At 67.8% G+C, this 22,011-nt stretch carries 26 protein-coding genes; 15 read left to right on the top strand and 11 right to left on the bottom strand.

The genetic code is table 11. From position 1 onward, the window contains the following. Window positions 1–50 precede the first annotated feature (50 nt). The 3 genes from NE2_RS03095 to NE2_RS03085 are packed head-to-tail and all read left to right on the top strand — an operon-like array spanning window position 51 to window position 1,386. On the top strand, window positions 51–302 hold the full coding sequence (locus tag NE2_RS03095) for a F0F1 ATP synthase subunit C (protein WP_025352811.1): 252 nt from the start codon (window positions 51–53) through the stop codon (window positions 300–302). Window positions 303–310: 8 nt separating this feature from the next. Then, entirely contained in the window at window positions 311–811 is a 501-nt protein-coding gene (locus NE2_RS03090) for a F0F1 ATP synthase subunit B (protein WP_036524281.1), read from the top strand. Further along, entirely contained in the window at window positions 811–1,386 is a 576-nt protein-coding gene (locus tag NE2_RS03085) for a F0F1 ATP synthase subunit B family protein (RefSeq protein WP_063023670.1), read from the top strand. The genes NE2_RS03090 and NE2_RS03085 overlap by 1 nt, the downstream gene beginning before the upstream one ends. A 49-nt stretch (window positions 1,387–1,435) precedes the next feature. Here the strand turns inward: NE2_RS03085 and NE2_RS03080 are convergent, their stop codons facing one another. Together NE2_RS03080 and NE2_RS03075 are read right to left on the bottom strand one after the other, a co-directional pair. Then, window positions 1,436–2,302, bottom strand: a complete 867-nt coding sequence (locus tag NE2_RS03080; protein WP_063023668.1) for an NAD-dependent protein deacetylase — start codon at window positions 2,300–2,302, stop codon at window positions 1,436–1,438. Window positions 2,303–2,343: 41 nt separating this feature from the next. Next, entirely contained in the window at window positions 2,344–3,165 is an 822-nt protein-coding gene (locus NE2_RS03075; protein WP_063023666.1) for a COG4705 family protein, read from the bottom strand. Between the two features lie 130 nt (window positions 3,166–3,295). Here NE2_RS03075 and NE2_RS03070 point away from each other — a divergent pair, with 130 nt between their 5' ends. Then, window positions 3,296–4,690 (top strand): sensor histidine kinase, encoded by a 1,395-nt coding sequence (locus NE2_RS03070; RefSeq protein WP_063909250.1) that lies wholly within the window; start codon window positions 3,296–3,298, stop codon window positions 4,688–4,690. Window position 4,691: 1 nt separating this feature from the next. Here NE2_RS03070 and NE2_RS03065 read toward each other — a convergent pair whose 3' ends face one another. From NE2_RS03065 to NE2_RS03030, 8 genes are all read right to left on the bottom strand, one after another. Further along, a complete protein-coding gene (locus NE2_RS03065; protein WP_063023662.1) occupies window positions 4,692–5,384 on the bottom strand; it encodes a response regulator transcription factor in 693 nt (230 codons plus the stop codon). Between the two features lie 41 nt (window positions 5,385–5,425). Continuing rightward, complete coding sequence (locus NE2_RS03060) at window positions 5,426–6,040, bottom strand: hypothetical protein (protein ID WP_063023660.1); 615 nt, start codon at window positions 6,038–6,040, stop codon at window positions 5,426–5,428. A 102-nt stretch (window positions 6,041–6,142) separates the two neighbouring features. Continuing rightward, window positions 6,143–6,907, bottom strand: a complete 765-nt coding sequence (locus NE2_RS03055; protein ID WP_063023658.1) for an IclR family transcriptional regulator — start codon at window positions 6,905–6,907, stop codon at window positions 6,143–6,145. A 63-nt stretch (window positions 6,908–6,970) separates the two neighbouring features. Further along, a complete protein-coding gene (locus NE2_RS03050; protein WP_063023656.1) occupies window positions 6,971–7,714 on the bottom strand; it encodes a DUF8020 domain-containing protein in 744 nt (247 codons plus the stop codon). Between the two features lie 15 nt (window positions 7,715–7,729). Beyond that, window positions 7,730–8,431: a DUF8020 domain-containing protein gene (locus NE2_RS03045; protein WP_063023654.1), complete on the bottom strand. Its 702-nt coding sequence runs from the start codon at window positions 8,429–8,431 to the stop codon at window positions 7,730–7,732. A 131-nt stretch (window positions 8,432–8,562) separates the two neighbouring features. Beyond that, entirely contained in the window at window positions 8,563–9,408 is an 846-nt protein-coding gene (locus tag NE2_RS03040) for an alpha/beta fold hydrolase (RefSeq protein WP_063023652.1), read from the bottom strand. A gap of 73 nt (window positions 9,409–9,481) precedes the next feature. Beyond that, window positions 9,482–9,829 (bottom strand): DoxX family protein, encoded by a 348-nt coding sequence (locus NE2_RS03035; protein ID WP_063023650.1) that lies wholly within the window; start codon window positions 9,827–9,829, stop codon window positions 9,482–9,484. 64 nt (window positions 9,830–9,893) lie between these two features. Then, window positions 9,894–10,313: a hypothetical protein gene (locus NE2_RS03030; RefSeq protein ID WP_063023648.1), complete on the bottom strand. Its 420-nt coding sequence runs from the start codon at window positions 10,311–10,313 to the stop codon at window positions 9,894–9,896. A 383-nt stretch (window positions 10,314–10,696) separates the two neighbouring features. Between NE2_RS03030 and NE2_RS03025 the strand changes: the two genes are divergently transcribed. The 7 genes from NE2_RS03025 to NE2_RS02995 all read left to right on the top strand — a co-directional run bounded on the left by NE2_RS03025 (window position 10,697) and on the right by NE2_RS02995 (window position 17,398). Next, the gene (locus NE2_RS03025; protein WP_063023646.1) at window positions 10,697–11,689 is read left to right on the top strand and encodes a quinone oxidoreductase family protein; all 993 of its coding nucleotides are present in this window, start codon (window positions 10,697–10,699) and stop codon (window positions 11,687–11,689) included. Beyond that, window positions 11,686–12,579, top strand: a complete 894-nt coding sequence (locus tag NE2_RS03020) for a TauD/TfdA dioxygenase family protein (RefSeq protein ID WP_063023644.1) — start codon at window positions 11,686–11,688, stop codon at window positions 12,577–12,579. The genes NE2_RS03025 and NE2_RS03020 overlap by 4 nt, the downstream gene beginning before the upstream one ends. Before the next feature lie 58 nt (window positions 12,580–12,637). After that, window positions 12,638–13,690, top strand: a complete 1,053-nt coding sequence (locus NE2_RS03015) for a beta-keto acid cleavage family enzyme (protein WP_063023642.1) — start codon at window positions 12,638–12,640, stop codon at window positions 13,688–13,690. 90 nt (window positions 13,691–13,780) lie between these two features. Then, window positions 13,781–14,380: an RBBP9/YdeN family alpha/beta hydrolase gene (locus NE2_RS03010; protein ID WP_063023640.1), complete on the top strand. Its 600-nt coding sequence runs from the start codon at window positions 13,781–13,783 to the stop codon at window positions 14,378–14,380. Further along, complete coding sequence (locus NE2_RS03005) at window positions 14,377–15,147, top strand: CoA transferase subunit A (RefSeq protein ID WP_063023638.1); 771 nt, start codon at window positions 14,377–14,379, stop codon at window positions 15,145–15,147. Before NE2_RS03010 ends, NE2_RS03005 begins: the two co-directional genes overlap by 4 nt. Further along, a complete protein-coding gene (locus NE2_RS03000) occupies window positions 15,144–15,809 on the top strand; it encodes a 3-oxoacid CoA-transferase subunit B (RefSeq protein WP_063023636.1) in 666 nt (221 codons plus the stop codon). Before NE2_RS03005 ends, NE2_RS03000 begins: the two co-directional genes overlap by 4 nt. Before the next feature lie 2 nt (window positions 15,810–15,811). Next, a complete protein-coding gene (locus NE2_RS02995) occupies window positions 15,812–17,398 on the top strand; it encodes a long-chain-fatty-acid--CoA ligase (RefSeq protein WP_063023634.1) in 1,587 nt (528 codons plus the stop codon). On the opposite strand, the gene NE2_RS02990 is transcribed toward NE2_RS02995, so the two are convergent. Next, window positions 17,392–18,423, bottom strand: a complete 1,032-nt coding sequence (locus NE2_RS02990) for an AraC family transcriptional regulator (RefSeq protein WP_063023825.1) — start codon at window positions 18,421–18,423, stop codon at window positions 17,392–17,394. The genes NE2_RS02995 and NE2_RS02990 overlap by 7 nt on opposite strands. Before the next feature lie 206 nt (window positions 18,424–18,629). Here NE2_RS02990 and NE2_RS02985 point away from each other — a divergent pair, with 206 nt between their 5' ends. From NE2_RS02985 to NE2_RS02970, 4 genes are all read left to right on the top strand, one after another. Further along, complete coding sequence (locus NE2_RS02985; protein WP_063023632.1) at window positions 18,630–19,937, top strand: MFS transporter; 1,308 nt, start codon at window positions 18,630–18,632, stop codon at window positions 19,935–19,937. A gap of 11 nt (window positions 19,938–19,948) precedes the next feature. Continuing rightward, a complete protein-coding gene (locus NE2_RS02980; RefSeq protein WP_106958572.1) occupies window positions 19,949–20,680 on the top strand; it encodes a DUF8020 domain-containing protein in 732 nt (243 codons plus the stop codon). An 84-nt stretch (window positions 20,681–20,764) separates the two neighbouring features. Then, window positions 20,765–21,103: a carboxymuconolactone decarboxylase family protein gene (locus tag NE2_RS02975; protein ID WP_063023823.1), complete on the top strand. Its 339-nt coding sequence runs from the start codon at window positions 20,765–20,767 to the stop codon at window positions 21,101–21,103. A gap of 121 nt (window positions 21,104–21,224) precedes the next feature. Next, complete coding sequence (locus tag NE2_RS02970; protein ID WP_063023628.1) at window positions 21,225–22,001, top strand: acyl-[acyl-carrier-protein] thioesterase; 777 nt, start codon at window positions 21,225–21,227, stop codon at window positions 21,999–22,001. Window positions 22,002–22,011: the final 10 nt, after the last annotated feature.

Here is a 22,011-nt window from a genome sequence, read left to right as displayed (position 1 = left end):
GTCCCGGTCGGCCTCACCGATCGGTCAACGTTGGAGAACAGGAAGAGAAAATGGCAGCAGATCCAGCAATCGTCCAGGGTGCCCTCATCGGCGGCGGCCTCATCATGGCCGGTGGCGCCATCGGCGCGGGTATCGGTGACGGTCTGGCCGGTTCGGCACTGATCAACGGCGTTACCCGGCAGCCCGAGGCCGAGGGCCGGTTGCGCGGTAACTTCTTCCTGACCGTCGGTCTGGTCGAGGCCGCGTACTTCATCAACCTCGCGTTCATGGCGCTGTTCGTATTCGCAACTCCCGGTAAGTAATCGGCGAGATGTCCGCGCGAACCGATGTGGTGGCCGAGGGGAACTTCCTCATCCCCAACGGCACCTTCTTCGTCGAGCTGATCATTTTCCTGATCGTGCTCGGAGTCATCTGGTTCTTCGTCGTTCCGCCGATCCGCAAGGTGCTGACCGAACGCGAGGAGCGGGTGGAGGCGACCGCCGCCAACGCCAAAGAGGCGAAACAGGTCTTCGCCGACGCCCAGGCGAAATATGAGACGGCGCTGGAACAAGCCCGTACCGAGGCGGCCGACATCCGCAACGAGGCACGGGCCCAGGGCCGGGCGATCATGGACGACCTGCGGACGCAGGCTCAGCAGGAGGTCGACGGCATCGTCGCCGAATCCGCTGCCCATCTGCGCGCCGAGGCCGACCGCGTCAAGTCCGAGCTGCGACTCGAGGTCGAGCCGCTGGCCCAATCGCTCGCCGACCAGGTGGTCGGTGACAGTCGCCACGCCGGCACCGCCGGTCGTAGGAGGGGCAGGGATTCGTAATGATTGACACCAGCGGCGGTGTGCTTGCCGCAGGCGGATACGAGATCACCTTCGACTGGCCGGTCTTCTTCAGTCAGCTGTTCGGCTTCGCCGTCATCGTCTTCATCATCTGGAAATGGGTTGTCCCGCCGGTGAAGAGGTTGATGGCGAAGAGTCAGGACGCGATCGCCAAGCAGCTCACCGAAAGCGATCACGCCGCGCAACAGCTGGAAGAGGCCAAGCGCTCCTACGCGAACGCCATCACCGAAGCGCACGCCGAACTCGACCAGATTCGCGCCGACGCGCGCGCCGACGCCGAGTACATCGTGGCGCAGATGCGAGAAGCGGCCGCGGCGGAAGTCGAACGGGTGCGACGGCAGGGTCGCGATCAGGTCGCCCAGCTGCGTCGCCAGATGGTGCGCGATCTGGAAACGGATCTGGCGGCCGCGATGCTGGCGATCACCGAGGAAAAGGTGCGCGACCAGGTGGCCACCCCGGAGGCGAAGTCGGACAGTATCGAACGGTTCCTCGAGGACCTGGAGATCTTGGCCAACTCGTCGTCGGTCAAGCGGCAGGCCCAACCGGGCTGGAACTGAACATCGTTGGCGAGTAGCCGGCGGGCCACGGCCCACCGGCTACTCGTTTCTATACCGAGACGGTGGCGGGCGGAGTCAGCGCGTCGGCGAGCGCCGCGAGGGTGGGCGAGCAGCCGGAATCGATACGGACGGTGGCCAATTCGTCCCCTCGCGTGGCGCCGCGGTTCACGATCACGACGGGTTTACCGGATTTCGCGGCCCGGCGGACGAAGCGCAGCCCGGACATGACCGTCAGCGAAGAACCCGCGACGACCATCGCGTCGGCCGCATCGACCATCGAAAACGCCTCGGCCACCCGATCTTTCGGGACGTTCTCGCCGAAGTAGACGATATCGGGCTTCAACATGCCGCCGCAGTCGGTGCAGTCGACCATGCGGAAGCTGTCAGTCTCGCCGACCACGGCGTCCGCGTCCGGCGCCACCTCGATACCCGTGGCGGTCGCCAGTTCGGCGAAGCCGGGGTTGGCCGCTTCCAGCCGATCGGCGAGTGTCATGCGCGAGATCAGTCCGTGGCACGACAGGCAGCGCACCCGCGCATAGGTGCCGTGCAGATCGATGACGGCGCGGTGCCCGGCCTTGGTGTGCAGCAGGTCCACATTCTGCGTGATCAGCCCGCTGACCACGCCCGCACGTTCGAGCCGGGACAGGGCGCGATGGCCGAGATTGGGCCGCGCCGCGTCCATCCGCCGCCAGCCGACGTGATTGCGCGCCCAGTAGCGCCGCCGGAACACCGGATCACCGACGAACTGCTGATAGGTCATCGGATTGCGGGGCGGCGAATCCGGCCCGCGATAGTCGGGGATACCGCTGTCGGTCGACATGCCGGCCCCGGTCAGGACCACGATCCGCCGACCCGTCAGCACCTCCACCGCCCGATCGAGGCCGGTGTCGGTCGGCAGGGTCGCGAGCTGGGGCATGAATCCAGGTTACGAGCCCGTGCGCGATGTTCTCCCAGGGCTTACTCGATGGCGCGGATCAGATCGTCGTCGGTGTTCTCCGGTGTGGTCCTGGCCGCCTTCGCGTGGCTGTAGGCGATGCCGGCGACCAGGATGGCCAGCAGGACCGCCGAGGTGCCGTAGGTGCCGAATCCCAGTCCACCGCCGCTGTGCGATTTCGAGAGCAGATCGCCCGCGGTGGCGCCGAGCGGCCGGGTGAGGATGAAGGCCATCCAGAACAGGACGACACCCGAGATCGGCGTGCAGTAGTGCGCCAGCAGGATGACCACCATGATCGTGCCGATCAACGCCGCGCCGCCGCCGTAACCGAGGCCCGAGCTGTCGGACAGATAGTCGCCGAGTGAGGTGCCGAGGGTGTTCGACAGCAGGATCGCCGCCCAGTACAGCATCTCGCCGCGCAGCGTCCGGATGTTCGAGACGTCGTAGGTCTGCCCGCTGAACCGCCAGATCACGAAGACGATCGCCAGGCCGCTGATCAGCAACGCCGCGCCCGCGCCGTAGCCGAGCCCGCCGTCGGTCGAGGTATCCGAACCCGGCCCGCGGTTGATCAGATCGGACATGGTGGTGCCGGCCGTACTGGTCGCGGCGATCACCGTCCAGTACAGGGCGGGATGGAAGCGGCGGGCCCGCAACTGGGCGATGAGGCTCACCACGAAGATGGCGAGGAACAGCAGCGAAGCGGCCGCGTAGCCCAGCTTCAGGGTCTGGGCCAGCAGATCGCCTCCGGTTTCGCCCAGGGTGGTCGCGGCGATCTTCAGAATCCAGAACAACGCCGTGACCTGGGGAAGTTTATATCCGGTCCGGGCCGGTGCCGGGTTGGTCACGTGGTAGTCCTTTCCGGGCCGCGAGCCGGCGACCGTCTCGACACAGGGACGGCGGCATTCTGCCCGCCCGTCGCTGAGACCACGCTGAGATCGTGACGGGCTCGCCGCGGTCGTGGTCGATGATGGGTGGGTGAATCGGTTCCGGCGCTGGACACATCCGTCGCGGTGGGGTGTGCGGATCCGGTCTGCCCTCGTTTCGGCGCTGGCGGTCGGTGTCGTGCTGCTCGTCGCCGCGAGTGCGATGGTCTGGTTGCTGCACCGTTCGCTGATCGACGAACTCGACGCCGCCGCGCAGGCCCGTGCCGCCGAGATCGCGGAGACGCTCGAACACGACCCGGCTCGGGTGCGCGAACTTCCGCGCGCCGAGGACGGGCGCATCGCGGCGGCCCAGGTCGTCGCGCCGGATGGGACCGTGATCTGGGGTTTCGACGATCCGCACGGAGTGCTCGCCACCGCCCCGGCAGGTGCGAGACGGGCCGTCGGACTGTCCGCCTCGCCCGGATACGACGAGGACTTGCGGGTCGCGAGCCGTGTCGCCGAAACGTCCTCGGGCCGCTACCAGGTGTTCGTCGCGGTCGACACCGAATCGGTCGAGCGGGCGGTCGGCCGGGTCGGGGCCTTGCTGGCGGTGGGAGCGCCGATCGTGGTGCTGGCCGCCGCCGTGGCAACGTATCTGCTGGTCGGCCGCTCGCTACGGTCGGTGGAGGCGATCCGCGAGCGCGTGGCCCGGATCGGTGCCACACAGCTCTCGGAGCGGGTGCCGGTGCCGGCGCCGCGCGACGAGATCGCCCGGCTGGCCGAGACGATGAACGACATGCTCGCGCGCGTCGAGGCCGGACACCGGGCCCAGCGCCGTTTCGTCGGCGACGCCTCCCACGAGTTGCGCAGTCCGCTCGCCACGGTCACGGCCGCACTCGAATTGGCGCGCCATCGGCCCGAAACGGTGGACGCGGAGCTGATCGACGGCACGCTGCTGCCGGAAGCCGAGCGCATGCGCAGGCTGATCGACGATCTGCTGACCCTCGCCGCCGCCGACGAACGCGGACTCGAATTGCGTACGGGCGATGTCGATCTCGACGATATCGCCCAGGCCGCGGCCGCCGCCGCTCGGCTGCGCGGGGGGATTACGGTCGATACGGATATCCGCCCGACCCGTATTGTCGGTGATCCGGAGCGATTGGCGCGAGCGCTGCGCAATATCGTCGACAACGCGGTCGCCCATGCCCGTTCACGGATCCGGATCGCGGTCGCGCACGATGTCGCGCCGGGAGCGTCCGGGGGTGCGCGCCTCGTCGTGGACGACGACGGGCCGGGCATTCCCGCGGCCGACCGCACGCGGGTCTTCGATCGTTTCGTGCGACTCGAGGCCGACCGGTCCCGGACGACCGGGGGTTCGGGCCTCGGGCTGGCGATCGTCGCGGAAATCGTGGCGTCCCACGGGGGAGTGGTGCGTGTGGACGAGTCATCGTGGGGTGGAGCACGATTCGTTGTCGAGCTGCCGGTGACGGGACCGCCGGACCGGTGACTCATTCCGGTGTGGCGGTGACTTCCGAGTCGATCAGCCGATAGCCGACACCGCGCAGCGTCTCGATGCTGTTGCTGCCGAACGGCGTATCGATCTTCTTGCGCAGATAACCGATATAGACCTCGACGACGTTCTCCGGGCCGTCGTAGTGCGCATCCCAGACGTTGCGCAAGATCTCGGTTTTGGTGCGGGCACTGCCCTTGTGCCGCAACAGGTATTCGAGAAGACCGAATTCTCTCGGTGTCAGCGATACTTCGGAATCGGCGCGGGTGACCGAGCGTCGCCGCGGGTCCAGTCTCAGATCACCCGCGGCCAGGATTTCGGGCTGCTGTGGGGCGCGCCGGCGCAGCAGGGCGCGCAGGCGGGCGGTGAGGACGACGAAGGAGAACGGTTTGGTCAGGTAGTCGTCGGCGCCCAGGTCCAGCGCGTCGACCTGGTCGTAGTCGCCGTCCTTCGCGGTGAGCATCAGCACCGGGGTGGTGATGTCGCGTTCGCGCAGCCGGCGCAGCACCTCGTAGCCGCTCAGTTCGGGCAGCATGATGTCGAGCACGATGACGTCGAAGTCGTCCTCGCTCGCCCACCACAGGCCGTCGGTGCCGGTGTGAGCGTGCTGGACGACGAAACCCTCCAGTTCCAGGCCGCGCCGCAGAGTGGCGGCGAGCCGGGGCTCGTCCTCGACCACCAGCACACGCATCCCTCCAGCATGCCGGATCCGTGCCGTGGGCCGCGCGGGCCCTACAACCAGATGCCCGATTCGACGACCCATACGCCGCCGTTGTTCTTGCGGGCGGGCTGGGACAGTTGCAGGGAGACGCGCTGTCCGTCCGGCCCGGTCGCGATGGCCAGGTAGGGGCCGCCGTGGGTGATCGCCGGCTGCGACCAGCCGAAGCGTCCGGAGACGAAGGCACGCGCGACGGCGTCCTCGTCCAGCCGCCACGGCTGGTGGCCGGCGTCGACCGACTGCTGCAACTGCTCGGCCGCATCGCCGCTGATGCCTTCGCCGGGGAAGGCGGTGCCGGCCGGCGGATGGTCGCCCGCGGCAGGGACGGAAGGCGAGACGACGGGAAGCTCGGACGTTGGGGCAGAGGGGAATTCGGCGCGGCCGGACGATGGCCGCTCGACACTGCCGGAGCCGTCGTGGGTTTCGACGGTGGTGTTCAGAGCGGCTGTCTGCGTCGTCGAGCGGTATTCGGCGGTATTCGGCCCTTCGGAGGCCGGCGAGTCGGTCGAGCAGGCGCCGAGAGATACGGCGACTGCGACACCGACCGCGACGGCGATGACGCGGGGTAGGTCCGTGGCCCGGACCTGCCGATGGCCGGGTCTGTGCGGGAGTCGGGTATGGGAGCGCATGGCGTTCTCCTGATGCGATCGGTGCTCGTCATCGTGTGATCCGCGCCCGGCCGGTGCGTGTTATCGGCGGTGAGGCGTGTCGGCGCAATCGAGACCACTCCGTCATCGCGACGGGCGTGGGCGGTGGTGCTCGCTCACCTGTCGCGACCGCGGTGTCAGCGCGCCGCGGATCTCGGCGGCCGCCGCCCGCACCCGCGGTGCGATCCGCCGCAGCGCCGCCGGACGATCACAGACGACACCCACGGCCGCCGACGCGTCGACGGCCACGGCCACCGCGGCCAGTCCGGATCCGAATTCGTTGTCGTCGTAATCGGTTGCGTGGCAGACGATTCGGTGCAGCCTGCGGTGCAGGGCTGGGAGATCGAAGCCGGGCTCTATATCGGTCACCCGCGCCTCGACGTCCTCCGGCGGCAGGTGGGCCAGTGCGACGCGGCCGAGGGTGCTGCGATGCGCCGCCACCCGGGTGCCGACCCGGGTGGGCACCGCCGTCGCCGCCCGGCCGCCGAGTTTGTCGAGGTAGAGCACCTCCCCGCCGTCGAGGGCGCCGAGATGGACGACGGCCGCGGTGGCCAGCAGCAATTCGTGCAGAATCGGCGCCGCGCAGGCCCGTAACCGGGACAGCCGCGCGGTGTCGGCGTTCCACGTGCGGACGCGCCGGCCCAGCGCATAACCGTCCGCACTGTGGGTGAGCCACTCCAGTTGGATGAGCTGCCGCACGATCCGATGCACGGTGGCGCGCGGCAGCCGGGTCCGGACGGCGATCTGGCCGAGCGTCAGGTGCCGATCCGGTGCCTGGAACAGATCCATCACCAAGGTGGCGCGCTCGAGCATCGTCAGAGGCAGCTGAGCTGCGGCTACCTCGGACATGTACCGATGGTAGAAGTCGCTCGCGCCGCGCGAGGGCCACGTTATCCATTCGGTACGCCGAGCTCACCCGCCGGATCCGGACGCCGATCCGGCGCCGAGGCCGTTCGCGGATCCGCTGGGCAGTTGCAGTTGAGCGTCCGGTGCGCCGGTGCCGTTCGGGTCGAGCATTCCGCCCTGGCCGGCGTAGGGGCTCCGGCCCGGCGGCGCCTGCAGCACCGTGAGGTAATTCCACAGTCCCGCCGCGAGCGCGCCCCCGCCGACCAGCACCGTCCCGAAGACGCCGCCCGCACCAGCGAACGCCAGGACGGCCGCCGGAATCGTCGCCAGGCAACCGGGGCCGACCACCAGGCAGGTACTCGCTCCGACCGCCGCGCCGATGAGGGCGCCCAGCACGGTGCCGACGACCGTCCCGATCACGGGGCCGCGCGACATGACGGTCGCGAAATCGTTGAGAGCCAACTGATTCTCCATCGCGGAAGCCGCGGGGCGTCTGGCGATATCCGGTGACATCGTGAGCGTGCGCCCGCCGTCGCCGACGCGGGTAGCGATGCGGTGGGTGATGCCGTCCAAGGTGAAGCTCGCCGGCAGCGTCGTGACGGGAGTGCCGCCCACGGTGACGCGGACGGAACCGTCGTCACCCGCGCTGAACGCACCGGCGGCGAAGCCGCTGAGAACTACTGCGTCAGAGGTGGTTTCGATGTTCGGACCCGGTGGCTCGGCGGTCGCGGTGGCGACGGTGACGGATGCGGCCAAGGCCGCGGTGGCCGCGGTGAGCGCGGTGAGCGCGGCGATCGTACGGCTGGACATCTGCGCCTCCCACGCTCAGCGACCGGTATCCGGCACACCCGGCCGGCCACGCAGATCGGGGGCGTATTCGCTGGTTCCCGGCGGAGCCAGCAGCGTGGTGACGTAGCGGTAGAGCCCTGCCGCGGTGGCGGGACCACCGGCCAGTACCAGTCCCGCGACGCCGCCCGCGGCTCCCGCGAGGCTGACGATCGGCAGCACGGCGACAACACAGCCGACGCTCAACACCGCACACGAGGCACCCGCCAGGGCGATCCCGAGCCCGATGCCGAGGACCGCGCCCACCGCCGTGCCGATCAGCGCGCCGACCGAGGTGCCGATACTGACCGCGTTGACCAGGTCGTTCATCGCGAGTTGATTCTCCAGCGGCGAGGCGACCGGGGTCGGGGCGTCGCGGCGCAGACCCGCGGTCTCCGGTGTCAGCGTGAGAGTCGTCGCATCCCCGCCGATCCGCGCGCGGATCGGCATGCGCTGGTCGCCGATCGCATAGGCCAGCGGCAGGGTATCGAGCACGCGGCCCGCATCGTCCCGAACGGTGGCCGCGGTGCCGTCGGGGTCGACGGCGAAGCGGCCGTGGGTCAATTCGACTGTCACCGAGCCGGTATCGGTCGATGCGGCGCGGTAGGTGACCACCGCCGGGGCCGGATCGGCCGCCGCCGTCCCCGCCGCGGCCAGTGCCGCGGCGCAAATCGCCGCTGTCGTCGAGATCCGAATCTTCATGGGGCGCCCCCTCGTCTCGATCCACCGGGCGCTCGTGACGCCCGGCCCCGGTACGGGTGCGGTGTCGCGCACGACGTGCGGGGAGCCGGACCGTAGCGCGGCGGATTCGGAAGCGTCCGAAGGCGTCTCGCTCAGCGAGACAGTTTCTCCGTCGTGGCCCGAAGCCCGGCCAGGAAGGTGGTGATCGCCGAGGTGACCGTTTCCGGATCCTCGACCATCGGCAGATGTCCGCAGTCGCTGAGCACGAGACGCTCACGGGGGCACAATGTTTCGTCGAGCCGGGCGCCGGCGGCCGCCGAGAGGATCCGGTTGCGCCGGCCCCAGACGGTGCAGATCGGCGGGAACTCGGGGCCCGGAGTGAAGTCGTCGAGTGCGGCGAAAGCGGGAAAGTCCTGTACCAGCCGGTCGAGCGCGAGCAGGCGGCCGCGATCGGCCCAATGCGATTGCAGGCGTGGGTCGTTCTGCATTTTCCGGTCGCGTCCGCGCGGTCCCAGCTGAGTGGCGACGATCCATGCGACGAGGGGTTTCGGCAGCGCGAGCCGCCGGGCCAACGGCGCGAGCGGCACGAACCGGTCGAACCACATCAGCGGCGCCTGATCTCCGTGCCGCACGGTATTCCAGGTGAGCGGATTGATCAGCACCAATCCGCGCACCCGCGCCGGATCACCGATCGCGAAACTCAGCGACGTCGCACTGCCCAGGCAATTCCCGACCAGTATCACCCGGTTCAGCCGGTACTCGTCGAGAAAGGCCCGCACGGTGGCCACGTAATCGGCGAGCCGATACCCGTGCGGTTGCTCCGATTCTCCGTAGCCGGGCAGGTCCAAGGCGAACACCTCGTATTCGCCCTGCAACGCGGCCATCTGCTCGTCCCAGATCCGCCGCTGGGCGCCCGCATTGTGGAGGAAGACGACCGGATCGCCGTGGCCGGCGCGGTCGTACACCACGCGCCGCCCCTGATATTCGAATTCCGCCACGACGACTCCTCACTTCTACGAACATCGATGTTCGTAAGTGGGTACGGTACCGCACCCGCGCCGAAAATGCGGGTCAGCGGGCCAATTGCAGGGCCAGGGTCGCCGCGGCCGGGATCAGATACAGCGCCGGGAAGATCGTGGTTCCGTAGGAATGGGCTCGTACTGTGGTTGCCATCGCGCCGAGGAAATACAGAATCAATCCCACGGCCGCGGCCACCCCGATCACCGGGACGAAGAAGCCCACGACGAGCCCCAGCGCCCCGGCGGATTTGGCCAGGGCGAGCCAATTCCACCAGCTTCGCGGCACGCCGTATCGATTCAGCGGTTCCACGACGAATTCGCTCTTGTTGAACAGTGAGTAGCCGGAGAAGCCGATCCACAGTGCGGCCGCTGCGCCGACGATGTAATACGCGATGTTCATGCCGGTGTGACGATGCGGCGGGCAGCAGTGTGACAGTGACATGCCGCCGGGAGCGATGGTGCGATCAGCGTCGCTGCAAGGTGAATCCCGCGATCGAATACGGGGCGTCGATCGAGGTCGCGGCGGCATTCAGGGTGCCTTCCCAATAACCCTGCGGTGCGTCGACGGCGTGCAGGTCCAAACCGGTCGGCATCCCCTCGAACGTCACGTAGGTCTCATCGGGGCCGGCCGCGTTCTGGCGGCCGGTCTTCGAGGAATTCCCGCACACCATCGTCACGGTCGCACCGTCCACGAAGACCTGCAGGTCGCAGTTGTGCACGGGCGAGCCGATCATATTGTCGGGGTGCTGGGTGATGTGGTAGGTCCCGGCCGGAAGGATCCCGTTGCGGGGAACTCCGGGGTCGTCGGCGGAGGCGGCGGCCGGCACCGCGGAAAGGGTGGCGGCGGCGAGTGCGGCTCCGGCCGCGGCGCGTCGAACATTCATGGTCCGGCTCCCATCGGTCGATCCATCGAAATCAGCCGGATGCCGGAGTCGTCTCGGGCAACCGGGTCGCTCTGATGGGAGGATTCCCCGCTCCCGCAAACGAAACCAGCGGCGCGGACATCGCCGCGGACATCGACGTGGTGGCGTCGCCTGCGACTGGCTATCACCGTGCGGACGGACTACTGATGTCCCGAGATGTTAAGTTCTATGTCCCGGCACGGTAAGTTTTTGCGTCTGTCTGCGCCTACCGTTGAACGCATCACCCGGTGCCGGACTCGGCGGCGAGCGAACCGCCCGACCGGATGCACCGAGACACTGCGGACCGTGGATCGCGAGCCCTCGCGGCGCCGATGCTCCGGTCCTGTCGGAAGAGGAGATGTCCTGTGCCACAAGCCTTTCGTTACTACGAGACCGGAGCGCCCGAGGTGCTGCGGTGGGAGCGCGTGGAAGTCGGCGATCCGGGGCCGAACGAGGTGCGGATTCGCCACCGAGCGGTGGGCCTGAACTTCGCCGACACCTATTTCCGTACCGGGCTGTACCCGGCGCCGCTGCCCGCGGGGATGGGCGTGGAGGGCGCGGGTGTGATCGAGGCGGTGGGCCCGGGTGTCACCGACTTCGCCGCGGGCGACCGGGTGACCTATACGGGCAGTCCGCTGGGGGCGTACAGCACGGAGCGGGTGATGCCGGCCGAACATCTGATCGCACTTCCGGACGGCATCGGCTTCGACACCGCGGCGGCGATGACCATGCGCGGCCTCACGGCGGCGTATCTGCTGCGCCGCATCCACCCGCTGCGTCCGGGCGATACGGTGTTGCTGCACGCCGCCGCGGGCGGGGTCGGCCTGATCTTCACCCAATGGGCAAAGCTGTTGGGTATCACCGTGATCGGCACCGTCTCGTCCGACAGGAAAGCCGAGATCGCGCGGGACCACGGGTGCGATCACGTGATCGTGTACACCCGCGAGGATGTCGCCGAGCGCGTGCGTGAACTCACCGACGGCGCCGGCGTCCGGGTGGTCTACGACAGCATCGGCAAGACGACCTTCGACTCCTCGCTGAATTCGCTGGCACGACGCGGGCTGCTGGTGTGTTTCGGCACGGCCTCGGGTCCGGTGCCGCCGATCGACGCCATGAGCCTGGCCGTCAAGGGGTCGTTGTTCGTGACCCGGCCGGCCCTGGCCGATTACATCGCCGACCCGGCCGAGCGCGCCGAACTGGCCGGCGAGCTGTTCGCCCACGTCGCGGCGGGCCGCATCCGCATCGACATCAATCAGCGCTACGAGCTCGCGGACGCGGTGGCCGCGCACCGCGATCTGGAACAGGGCACGAGCATCGGATCGTCGGTCTTCACCGTGGGCCGGAAAGGACAGTCATGACAAGCATTGCCCCCGTGCATCTTTCGGCGCGCTCCGCGCCGTTCGGAGTGCGCCCGCTCACCTGCACGATCGGCGCGGAATTGTTCGATCTGGACCTGGCCGAGGTGGCGCGCGACGACGCTCTGTTCGCCGCCCTGAAGCAATTGCTCCTCGAGTACAAGGTGCTGTTCTTCCGCGATCAGAACATCAGTCGCGCCGAACATGTCGCGCTCGCAGAGCGTTTCGGGCCACTGGAGGACCACCCCGTCCTGGGCAGCGACCCCGAACATCCCGGCCTGGTTCGCATCTACAAGGACTTCGACAGCGCGCCGGAACACTACGAGAACGCCTTTCACTGCGACGCGACCTGGCGGGAGGCTCCGCCCATGGGGTGTGTGCTGCGCTGCGTCGAAACGCCGGCCGTCGGCGGCGACACCATCTGGGTGAATATGGCCGAGGCGTATCGCCGCCTGCCGGAATCGGTGCGCTCGCGGATCGCGGGCTTGCGCGCCCGTCATTCCATCGAGGCGAGCTTCGGCGCGATGCGTCCGGACGCCGAGCGCCTGCGGCTGCACGAACAGTTCCCGGACGCGGAACACCCGGTGGTGCGCACACACCCGGAAACCGGCGAGAAGGTGTTGTTCGTCAACGCGTTCACCACACATTTCGTCAATTACCACACGCCGGAGAATGTGCGGTTCGGCATCGACTACGCCCCCGGCGCGTCGGAACTGCTGAACTACCTCGTCCGGCAGGCGAGCGTTCCGGAATATCAGGTCCGCTGGCGGTGGACCGAGAACAGCTTCGCCATCTGGGACAACCGCTGCACCCAGCATTACGCCGTGCAGGACTACTTCCCCGACGTTCGCAAGATGGAGCGCGCCGGAATCATCGGCGACAAGCCCTTCTGAAAGTCACTGAACCACAGTCTATTTCGATACAGCAGCCTATTTCGATCGGAGTACAGCCATGCATTTCCACGACGACGCCTTGTTCCCGGAGAACCAGGAGAAGCTGGTCATCACCAGCGCGCCGTACGGGCCGGAATGGGAGCCCGACGACTTCCGCGAGGATCTGCCGCTGACCATGGAGGAACATATCCAGCAAGCGGTCGACTGCTACGAGGCCGGCGCCACCGTGCTGCACATCCACGTGCGTGAGCTCGACGGCAAGGGTTCCAAGCGCCTGTCGAAGTTCAACGAGCTGCTGGCCGGGCTGCGCGAGGCCGTCCCGGAGATGATCCTGCAGGTGGGCGGATCGATTTCGTTCGCGCCGGAAGGTGAAGGCGCCGAGGCGAAGTGGCTGTCCGACGACACCCGTCACATGCTGGCCGAACTCGATCCCAAGCCGGATCAGGTGACGATCGCGATCAACACCAGTCAGATGAACATCATGGAGTTGATGACCGCCGACGATATCGCCGGCACCTCCATGCAGCGGCCGGAACTGGCCGAGGCCTACCGGGAGATGACCGTGCCGGCCGGGCCCGCGTGGGTCGCCGAACATCTGCGTCGCCTGCAGGCCGCGGGAATTCAGCCGCATTTCCAGCTGTCGAGCATTCCGCAGCTCGAGACAGTCGAGCGGCTGATCCGCCGCGGCGTGTACATGGGTCCGCTGAATCTGACATGGGTCGGCATCGGGGGCGGCTTCGACGGACCGAATCCCTACAACATCATGAATTTCATTCAGCGCGTCCCCGACGGGGCGTGCCTGACCCTCGAGACGCTGATGCGCTCGGTGCTGCCGGTCAACGCGATGGCGATCGCCATGGGACTGCACACGCGCTGCGGTAACGAGGACACCATCTGGGGGCGCAAGGGGGAGAAGTTCACCTCGGTGCAGCAGATCCAGCAGCTTGTCCGCATCGCCGGTGAACTGGGCCGCGAGGTCGCCACCGCCAAGGATGCGCGTGAGATCTACAAGATCGGCACCACCTACGCCGATGCCGACGAAACCCTCGCCCGGCTCGGCTACGCCCCCAACCGCAGGCCCGGCCAGGTCGGCTTCACCCACCACGCCTGAGTGGACGTACTCCGCCGGGCGGTCCACTGTCTCCGCCCGCCGGGCCTCCGTGCTCGGCCACACCGACTTGCAGAAAGGAGTTGCAGCACAGTGCACACTGCTCTCGAACCGACCGTGGTGATCGTGCCCGGCCTGCGTGATCACGTTCCCGATCACTGGCAGACGAAACTCGCCGCGACGCTGGAGCGGGTACGTATCGTGCCGCCGCTCGAGCAGGACGGAATCGGCCTCGCGGCGCGGGTACAAGCCCTGGATCGGGTGCTGTCGGACGTGGCCGGGCCGGTGGTACTGGTGGCCCACAGTGCAGGCGTGATGATCACCGTGCACTGGGCACAACAACCGACCCGCGATGTTCACAGTGCGCTGCTGGCCACTCCGGCCGATATCGAAAAGCCCTTTCCTCCTGGCTATCCGACGCCCGAGCAACTGGACGCCAACGGCTGGTTGCCGATTCCGCGGCGCCGGCTGCCGTTTCCGAGCATCGTCGCGGCGAGCACCACCGATCCGCTGGCATCCTTCCGGCGGGTGGCCGGTATGGCGGAGGCATGGGGCAGCCGGCTGGTCGACCTGGGCGATGTCGGACATCTCAATCCGGCGTCGGGTTTCGGACCCTGGGACCGCGCGGGGGAACTGCTGCGGGCGGCCGTCGACCTGGCCCGCCCGTCCGCGGTCGGGCGGGAGGCGCGATGACCGAGGTGATCATGTCGGCGGCGGCAGCGGTCGCCGACATCTCCTCCGGATCGTCGCTGGCGGTGGGCGGGTTCGGGCTGTGCGGCATCCCGGAGACGTTGATCGAGGCGGTCGCCGCCGCCGGAGCCGACGAGCTCGCCGTCGTGTCCAATAATTGCGGCACGACGGCGTACGGATTGGGAATTCTGCTGGCGGACAAGCGGGTACGGCGCGTCACCGCCTCCTATGTCGGCGAGAACGCGGAATTCGCCCGGCAGTATCTGTCGGGCGAACTCGAAGTCGAGCTCACTCCGCAGGGCACTCTCGCCGAACGGCTGCGCGCCGGCGGAGCGGGTATCGCCGCCTTCTACACACCGGCCGGCGTCGGCACGCTGATCGCCGACGGCGGAATGCCGTGGCGCTTCGGGCCGAACGGCAGCGTGGCGGTCGCGTCGCCGCCGAAGCCGGTGGCTACCTTCGCGGGGCCCGCCGGGCCGAAACCCTATGTGCTGGAGGAGGCGATCACCACCGACTTCGCCCTGGTGCACGCGCTCATCGGCGACACCGCCGGCAATCTGGTCTTCGACAAATCGGCGCGCAACTTCAATCCGCTGGTCGCGGCGGCGGGTCGGATTTGTATCGCCGAGGTCGAAACAGTCCTTCCCGCAGGCCATCTCGACCCCGACCGGATTCACCTGCCCGGCATCTTCGTCGATCGCATCGTGCCCACCGGGCGGGCCCGGGGTCGCATCGAGAAGCGGACCGTACGGAGCGAGGAGAGGAAATGAGCGGCGTCATCGCCCGTTCCGGATGGGATCGCTCCGCGATGGCGGCGCGGGCCGCGCGAGAATTGCGTCCGGGTGAATACGTCAATCTCGGCATCGGCCTGCCCACGCTGATTCCCGACCACCTGCCCGCCGATATCCGGGTCACCCTGCATTCGGAGAACGGCATCCTCGGCACCGGGCCCTATCCGGTCGAGGCCGAGGTCGACGCGAATCTGATCAATGCCGGCAAGGAGACCGTCACGGTGCTTCCCGGTGCCTCCTTTTTCGATTCCGCGACCAGTTTCGGAATGATCCGGGGCGGTCACATCGATACCGCGATTCTCGGCGGCATGCAGGTTTCGGCCACCGGTGACCTCGCCAATTGGATGGTGCCGGGCCACATGGTCAAGGGCATGGGCGGGGCGATGGATCTGGTGCACGGCGCCCGCCGGGTGATCGTGCTGATGGAGCACACCGATAAATCCGGCGCGCCGAAACTGGTGGCCCGCTGCACATTACCGCTGACCGGCGTGGGCGTGGTCCATCGCGTCATCACCGATCTGGCGGTCCTCGACGTCACCGCTTCCGGTCTGGTGCTGCGCGAATGCGCACCGGGCGTGACCGAGGACGACGTCGTCGCCGCGACCGGCGCGCCCGTACTCACCGACATCGGAGGACACTGATCGTGCTCAATCTCGCGATGCTGCTGGAGGATTCCGCGCGCCGCTGCCCGGATACCGACGCGGTGCGGCTCGGTGTGCTGCGCACGACTTACGCCGACCTGAACGCCCGCGCGGCGCAGGTGGCCAACCTGCTGGTCGAATGGGGTGTGAAACCGGGTGACGCGGTCGCTCTCACCTGCCCGAACCTTCCCGATTTTCCCGCGGTCTACTTCGGAATACTGAAGGCGGGCGCGGTAGTGGTCCCGCTCAACATCCTGCTCAGGCCGGCCGAGATCGCCTATCACCTGGAGGATTCCGGCGCCGCGATCTATATCTGCTTCGAGGGAACCGCGGAATTGCCGACCGGTGAATTCGGGTTGGATGCCTTCGCGCGAGTCCCGGGTTGCCACGACATGTTCGTCATCACCGGCGATCCCGCCGCCCCGTCGCCGTATCCGGGTATCGAAACACTGGGCCGGGCGCTCGCGTCCCAGCCCACGACCTTCGAGACCGTGGTGCGCCGCCCGGACGACACCGCCGTCATCCTCTACACCAGCGGGACGACCGGAAAACCCAAGGGTGCGGAGCTCACCCACGCGAATATGTTGCTGAACGCGGTGACCGCCAATCGACTGTTCGACTCCGGACCGGATCGGGCCGACACCCATTTGGTGACGCTGCCGCTGTTTCACTCGTTCGGGCAAACCATCGATATGAACGCCGGCCTGTCCATCGGCGCGACACTGGTGATGATGCCGCGGTTCGACGCCGTCGCGGCCCTCCGGTTGATGGTCGACGAGCACATCACGTTCTTCGCCGGTGTTCCGACCATGTACTGGAGTCTGTTGCACGCGATCGACGACGGAATCGACACCGGCCGATTGGCCGCGACGTTGCGGCGTGCGGTGTCGGGTGGCGCCGCCTTACCGATCGAGATTCACGCGCGTTTCGCGCAGCGCTTCGGCGTCCGCATTCTCGAGGGTTACGGCATGTCGGAGACATCTCCGCTGGCGATCTTCGCGGATCCGGAGCGAGAGCCGCGGCCCGGTTCGATCGGTGTGCCGGTCTGGGGAATCGAAGCGCGGCTGATCGATTCGGAGTGGAATACGCTCACCGGCGACGACGCCGTCGGTGAGATCGCGATTCGCGGTCACAATGTGATGAAGGGATATCTCAACCGGCCGGAAGCGAATCTGGAGACGATGCGCGACGGGTGGTTGCGGACCGGGGATCTCGCCCGGCGCGACCGCGACGGCTTCTACTACATCGTCGACCGGGCCAAGGACATGATCGTTCGCGGTGGTTTCAACGTCTATCCGCGCGAGATCGAAGAAGTCCTGCTGACCTACCCGGGTGTCTCGCTCGCCGCGGTGGTCGGCATTCCCGATGACCATTACGGGGAGGAGATCGTGGCTTTCGTCGTCCCCGAGGGGAGTGCGCGCCCGGACCCCGGCGAGATCATCGCCTGGTGCCGAGAACGCCTGGCGGCCTATAAATATCCGCGCCGCATCGAGTTCACCGACGCCTTGCCCATGACCGCGAGCGGCAAAATCCTCAAACGGGAATTGCGCATCCCGGATCGACCCGTGCCCGCGGGTTCGGATCATTGACCGGTATCGCTCTGTCCGCCATCGTCTTTCGACGCAGCCCGACGCCATTGGCTCGGGCTGCGTCCGTGATGGCTGCGGAACCAGCGAGTGAAACTGGCGGGGCTGGAGAAACCGAGCATATCCGCGATCTCGGTGAGTGAGCGGCCCTGATTTCCCACCACCCGGCGGGCCAGATCCAGCCGGGTGGTGTTCACGATCTCCGTGTAGGTGCAGCCCTCGTCCGCCAGGCGGCGGTGGACGGTACGACGGTCCACGCCCAGACTGCGCGCGACCTGGTCGGCGGAGCAGCGGCCGGTCGGTAGCAGCATTTCGACGAGTTCCTGCACCCGATCGCGCATCGCCGTTTCGTGGCCGCTGTCCACCGCGCCGAGCAATTGTTGCGTGTACGGGCGCAACAGCGGGTCCGACATCGGGTTCGGGGTGTCGAGATCGCTTGTGTAGAGCGTGATTCCGGTGAATTCGTGATCGAATGTCAACTGGGATCCGAACAATCGCAGATGCGTGGTGCGATCCCGCGGCGCGGAATGGGTGAAGGTGGTTTCCGCCGGTTGCCAGCCCGCTCCGAGGAATGCACGCAGAATTCCCTGCAGCGCTCCCATGGCCAGTTCGGTGGCCTGGCGGGTGCTGCGGTGCTCGCCGATATCCAGATTCAACCGGACGTGGGCGATGCCGTTGCGTTCGGTGAGGCGTATGTGCAGCGATTCGTTGTAGGTGTGCTGATGGCGCACCATCAGTTCGAGGGCGCTGCGCACATCGGGTTCCTCGCGAATCACCAGACTCAGCGGGCCCAGATTAGACAGCCGCCGCCGTTCCGCGAGCAACAGTCCGAAATCCTGCCGGCCGGATTCCGCGGCCGAACGCTCGAGGAGTTCGGTGACGGCCGCGGCGGGCACCCACCGGTCCTGCAGGCTCAAGCCGGCCGGATCGAGTCCGGCCTCGCGCAGCAACCGGGCGGGATCGAGCCCGAGAGACCGGCCGAGATCCACGTAGTCGTTCAAGGCCGCGTATCGCGCCAGGGGTTTCATCAGCGCCTCGCTGTCCCAGATTGTTCGCATCTGTGTCCCCGAGAGTAAAGCACGATAGGACCGGCGCCCCTACTGTTGTCTCCATCACAGCGAGGTGGCCGCCCGATGTTGCCGGTCGGCCACAGGGCTCGAGCGTTTCGGCGCCTCAGCGCCCGCACCTTCCCCAGCTCCGGCGGGCGTCGCCCGCCGCGTTCGTAGGAGCACCCATGCAGTTGAACACCACCCCTGAGCTTCCCGCCGCGCAGGCCTCGGCCGTATCGACCGGCCGTACGCGGCGCTATCCCTGGCTGGTCTTCGCCCTCGCCTTCGGGCTGTTGCTCGCCGACTACATGTCCCGCCAGGTCCTCAGCGCGGTCTTTCCGCTCCTGAAAACCGAATGGGGCCTGACGGATTCACAACTCGGATCACTGAACAGCGTGGTGGCGCTCATGGTGGGCCTGTTGACGTTCCCGCTCTCGCTGCTGGCCGATCGCTGGGGCCGGGTGCGGAGCCTGGTGCTGATGGCGACGCTGTGGAGTATCGCCACCCTGCTGTGTGCGCTCGCGTCGAACTATCACCAGATGCTCGGCGCGCGATTCCTGGTCGGCGTCGGGGAGGCGGCCTACGGCAGTGTCGGGATCGCGGTGGTCCTCGGCGTGTTCGCGCCGCGGGTGCATGCCGCGCTGAGCGGTGCCTTCATGGCCGGGGGTTCGTTCGGTTCGGTGCTGGGCGTCGCGGCCGGCGGCGCGATCGCGGTACACCTGGGATGGCGGTGGTCGTTCGTCACCATGGCGGTGGTGGGCCTGCTGCTCGCGGCGCTGTTCGCCGCGCTGGTCGACGAGCGGAAACTCGCTCGGCACGCCGACGCGGAATCGGTCGAACCCGTGACGCACACCGAATTCCGGGCGCCTGTCTCGTCGCTGTTCACCAACCCGGCGGTGCTGTGCGCCTACGTCGGTGGGGGCGTGCAGCTGTTCGCCGCCGCGGTGCTGCTGGCGTGGACGCCGAGCTTCTTCAATCGGGTCTACGGTTTGGCGGCGGATACCGCAGCCGTCGCCGCGGCCGGTGTCGTCCTGCTGGTCGGCGCCGGAATGGTGTGCTGCGGCATCGTCACCGACCGGATCGGCCGACGTGACCTGTCGCGCAAATGGCTCGCCGCCATCGTGTTCTGCTCGATCTCGCTGATCTGCCTGACGGTCGGATTCAGCATCGAACACGGTGTGGCACAACTGATTCTGATCGGCGTCGGCGCATGGTTCTCGGGTGGTTCCTCCGGGCCCACCGCGGCGATGGTGGCCAACCTGACCCATTCGTCGGTCCGCGCCTCCGCGATGGGAACGCTGACGCTGTCCAACAGTCTGCTCGGAATGGCCTTGGGCCCCTTCGTCGTCGGCGTGCTCGCCGACCACTACGGCCTGAGCGCCGCACTGCGACTCGCTCCGCTCGCCTATCTCGTCGCGATCGCCGCACTGGTGGCAGGTCGCTGCCTGTACCCGGCCGGGCTGCGCACACTCGCCGCTGTTCACAACCGATGATGAGGAAACCGATGAAATTCACGACACCCGCACTGATCACGGCGCTCGGGATCACCGCCGCCGCCGTCACCACCGGCACCGCTCATGCGGAACCCGACCGCACCGCGGTGCACTACGAGATCGGCCGTCAGGCGGATTCGGCCCTGGTGACTACTTCGGACGGCAAGCTGAAAGTGGTTGCGGGCCAATTGATTCTCACCGACCGTGCGGATCGGCCGGTCGCCGCCGTGCCGCTGACCTTCGCCGTCGACGACATCGCGTATCCGATCACCGCCCACATCGACGGCTCCACCGCGACACTCACCCCGGACCGCGGTAACGGGCGGCCGACCCAGGCGCGTCGCGATGTCGTCTCGGTCCGGCAGGCGGCGGAATCGTTCACGCCACGCGATTCGCAGGCGCTGGGCGCGTTCGGTCAGCGGGTCGCCATCGCGGCCGGAGTCAGCGCGGTGCTGGGCGCGGTCATCGGCGGTGGAATCGGCTGCCTGGTCGGCGGCGCCGTCGGCGCGGCGATCTCCAGTCCGGTGATCATGCTCCTGGCGCCGTTCGTCGGAGCCACCGTCGCCGGCTGTGTCCTGGGCGCCGCCACGCTCGGCGCCGTGGGATCGATGGCCGGTCTCATCCTGGCCGGTGGTCCCATCACCCTGTTCTCCGCCATCCAGTACTTCTCGACGGTGCTGGCGCCGTGCCCGCCCGAGCTGCCCTACTGCAAGGACCCCGCACAGCCCGCACCCGCCAAGTAGTCGGCCGCCGGACTCTTCGACCACATCTCAGGAGGCATCGTGTTCGATTCACCCGCACCGGTTTCCACACCGGTCGTCGACGGCATGCGGGCCGGCGGTAGCTGGAACCCGCTGTGGGATCAGCTCTACGAATGGGACCCGGAATGGACCGAACGGTTCATGGCCATGAACGCCACACCGATCGCGCGCCACATCTTTCCACCGGAATTCGTCGAATTGCTGAGCATCGCGATCGACGCGTCCTGCACCCACATGTACGCCCAGGGCGTGCGCCGGCACATCCGCGCCGCACTGGACTTGGGTGTGCCACCCGAACAGATCCTGACGGTCCTCCAAATGGTCAGCGTCCTAGGCATCCACGCCTGCAACCTCGGCATACCCATCCTCGCAGAGGAACTCGGCAAACCTCGGCCGGACCGATGACACAGCAGTCCGATCGGTAGCGCCGATCGACCAGGTCGCCGTGCGCCTGTGTCGCCGTGTTGACGCCGGGGTTCCGGGCTCGATCGCTACGCTGGCGCGGTCCCCGGGAAAAGGAGCGTTCATGGGTGCCGCTGTCGATCGGTTGGCCGAGATCGCGTTTCCGCTGTCGCCGTGTCCGGACGAGAGCCGGGCGTTTCACGAACAGTGGCCGGTGCGGCTCGGGGACACCGATGGGGACCAGCGGCTGCGGCTCGATGCGGTGGCGCGGTATCTGCAGGACATCGGCTACGACCACCTGCAAGTGGTCGAGGACGGGGATTTGCATCCGGGGTGGATCGTGCGCCGGACCGTGATCGACGTGCTGCGGCCCATCGAATTCGGGGATCGGGTGCATCTGCGGCGCTGGCCGTCCGCCCTGTCGAATCGGTGGTGCAACATGCGCATCCAGGTGCGCAGTGAGAACGGCGGCCTGATCGAGACCGAGATGTTCCTCATTCACGTCGATATCGAGGCCGGGCGGCCGGCGCGGATGACCGAGCGCTTCATGGCGCCGATGCGCGCCGCCACCGTCGAGCACCGCCTGCGGTGGCGCGCCGCCTTGCGCGAGGACACCGGTGACGACGCCGAAGTCCGTCCGTTTCCGCTGCGGGTCACCGATGTGGACCGCTATGGGCACGTGAACAACGCGGTCCATTGGGAGGCGGTCGAGGAGGCGCTCGCGCGGTTCCCCGACGCACCGGCGCCGCCCTATCGGGTGATTCTCGAACATGCCGGGCCGGTGATGGGCGCCGACGAGGTGCTGATCCGCGCGTGGCGGGATGCGGCCGCGCTGCATGTGCAGCTCGAAGTCGACGGCAGCGCCCGCACATTGGGGCGGATCGAACCGCTCACGCGCTGACGAGCCGCGC

The organism is Nocardia elegans NBRC 108235, from assembly GCF_001612845.1.
Taxonomy (GTDB): Bacteria; Actinomycetota; Actinomycetes; order Mycobacteriales; family Mycobacteriaceae; genus Nocardia; species Nocardia nova.
This window is presented reverse-complemented; position numbering and strand designations above follow the sequence as displayed.

Coding starts and splice junctions, on each gene's coding strand:
- NE2_RS03095 (WP_025352811.1), top strand. CDS start 51: ATGGCAGCAGATCCAGCAATCGTCCAGGGTGCCCTCATCGGCGGCGGC.
- NE2_RS03090 (WP_036524281.1), top strand. CDS start 311: ATGTCCGCGCGAACCGATGTGGTGGCCGAGGGGAACTTCCTCATCCCC.
- NE2_RS03085 (WP_063023670.1), top strand. CDS start 811: ATGATTGACACCAGCGGCGGTGTGCTTGCCGCAGGCGGATACGAGATC.
- NE2_RS03080 (WP_063023668.1), bottom strand. CDS start 2,302: ATGCCCCAGCTCGCGACCCTGCCGACCGACACCGGCCTCGATCGGGCG.
- NE2_RS03065 (WP_063023662.1), bottom strand. CDS start 5,384: ATGCGTGTGCTGGTGGTCGAGGACGAGCCCCGGCTCGCCGCCACTCTG.
- NE2_RS03060 (WP_063023660.1), bottom strand. CDS start 6,040: ATGCGCTCCCATACCCGACTCCCGCACAGACCCGGCCATCGGCAGGTC.
- NE2_RS03055 (WP_063023658.1), bottom strand. CDS start 6,907: ATGTCCGAGGTAGCCGCAGCTCAGCTGCCTCTGACGATGCTCGAGCGC.
- NE2_RS03050 (WP_063023656.1), bottom strand. CDS start 7,714: ATGTCCAGCCGTACGATCGCCGCGCTCACCGCGCTCACCGCGGCCACC.
- NE2_RS03045 (WP_063023654.1), bottom strand. CDS start 8,431: ATGAAGATTCGGATCTCGACGACAGCGGCGATTTGCGCCGCGGCACTG.
- NE2_RS03035 (WP_063023650.1), bottom strand. CDS start 9,829: ATGAACATCGCGTATTACATCGTCGGCGCAGCGGCCGCACTGTGGATC.
- NE2_RS03030 (WP_063023648.1), bottom strand. CDS start 10,313: ATGAATGTTCGACGCGCCGCGGCCGGAGCCGCACTCGCCGCCGCCACC.
- NE2_RS03020 (WP_063023644.1), top strand. CDS start 11,686: ATGACAAGCATTGCCCCCGTGCATCTTTCGGCGCGCTCCGCGCCGTTC.
- NE2_RS03015 (WP_063023642.1), top strand. CDS start 12,638: ATGCATTTCCACGACGACGCCTTGTTCCCGGAGAACCAGGAGAAGCTG.
- NE2_RS03005 (WP_063023638.1), top strand. CDS start 14,377: ATGACCGAGGTGATCATGTCGGCGGCGGCAGCGGTCGCCGACATCTCC.
- NE2_RS03000 (WP_063023636.1), top strand. CDS start 15,144: ATGAGCGGCGTCATCGCCCGTTCCGGATGGGATCGCTCCGCGATGGCG.
- NE2_RS02990 (WP_063023825.1), bottom strand. CDS start 18,423: ATGAAACCCCTGGCGCGATACGCGGCCTTGAACGACTACGTGGATCTC.
- NE2_RS02985 (WP_063023632.1), top strand. CDS start 18,630: ATGCAGTTGAACACCACCCCTGAGCTTCCCGCCGCGCAGGCCTCGGCC.
- NE2_RS02980 (WP_106958572.1), top strand. CDS start 19,949: ATGAAATTCACGACACCCGCACTGATCACGGCGCTCGGGATCACCGCC.
- NE2_RS02975 (WP_063023823.1), top strand. CDS start 20,765: ATGCGGGCCGGCGGTAGCTGGAACCCGCTGTGGGATCAGCTCTACGAA.
- NE2_RS02970 (WP_063023628.1), top strand. CDS start 21,225: ATGGGTGCCGCTGTCGATCGGTTGGCCGAGATCGCGTTTCCGCTGTCG.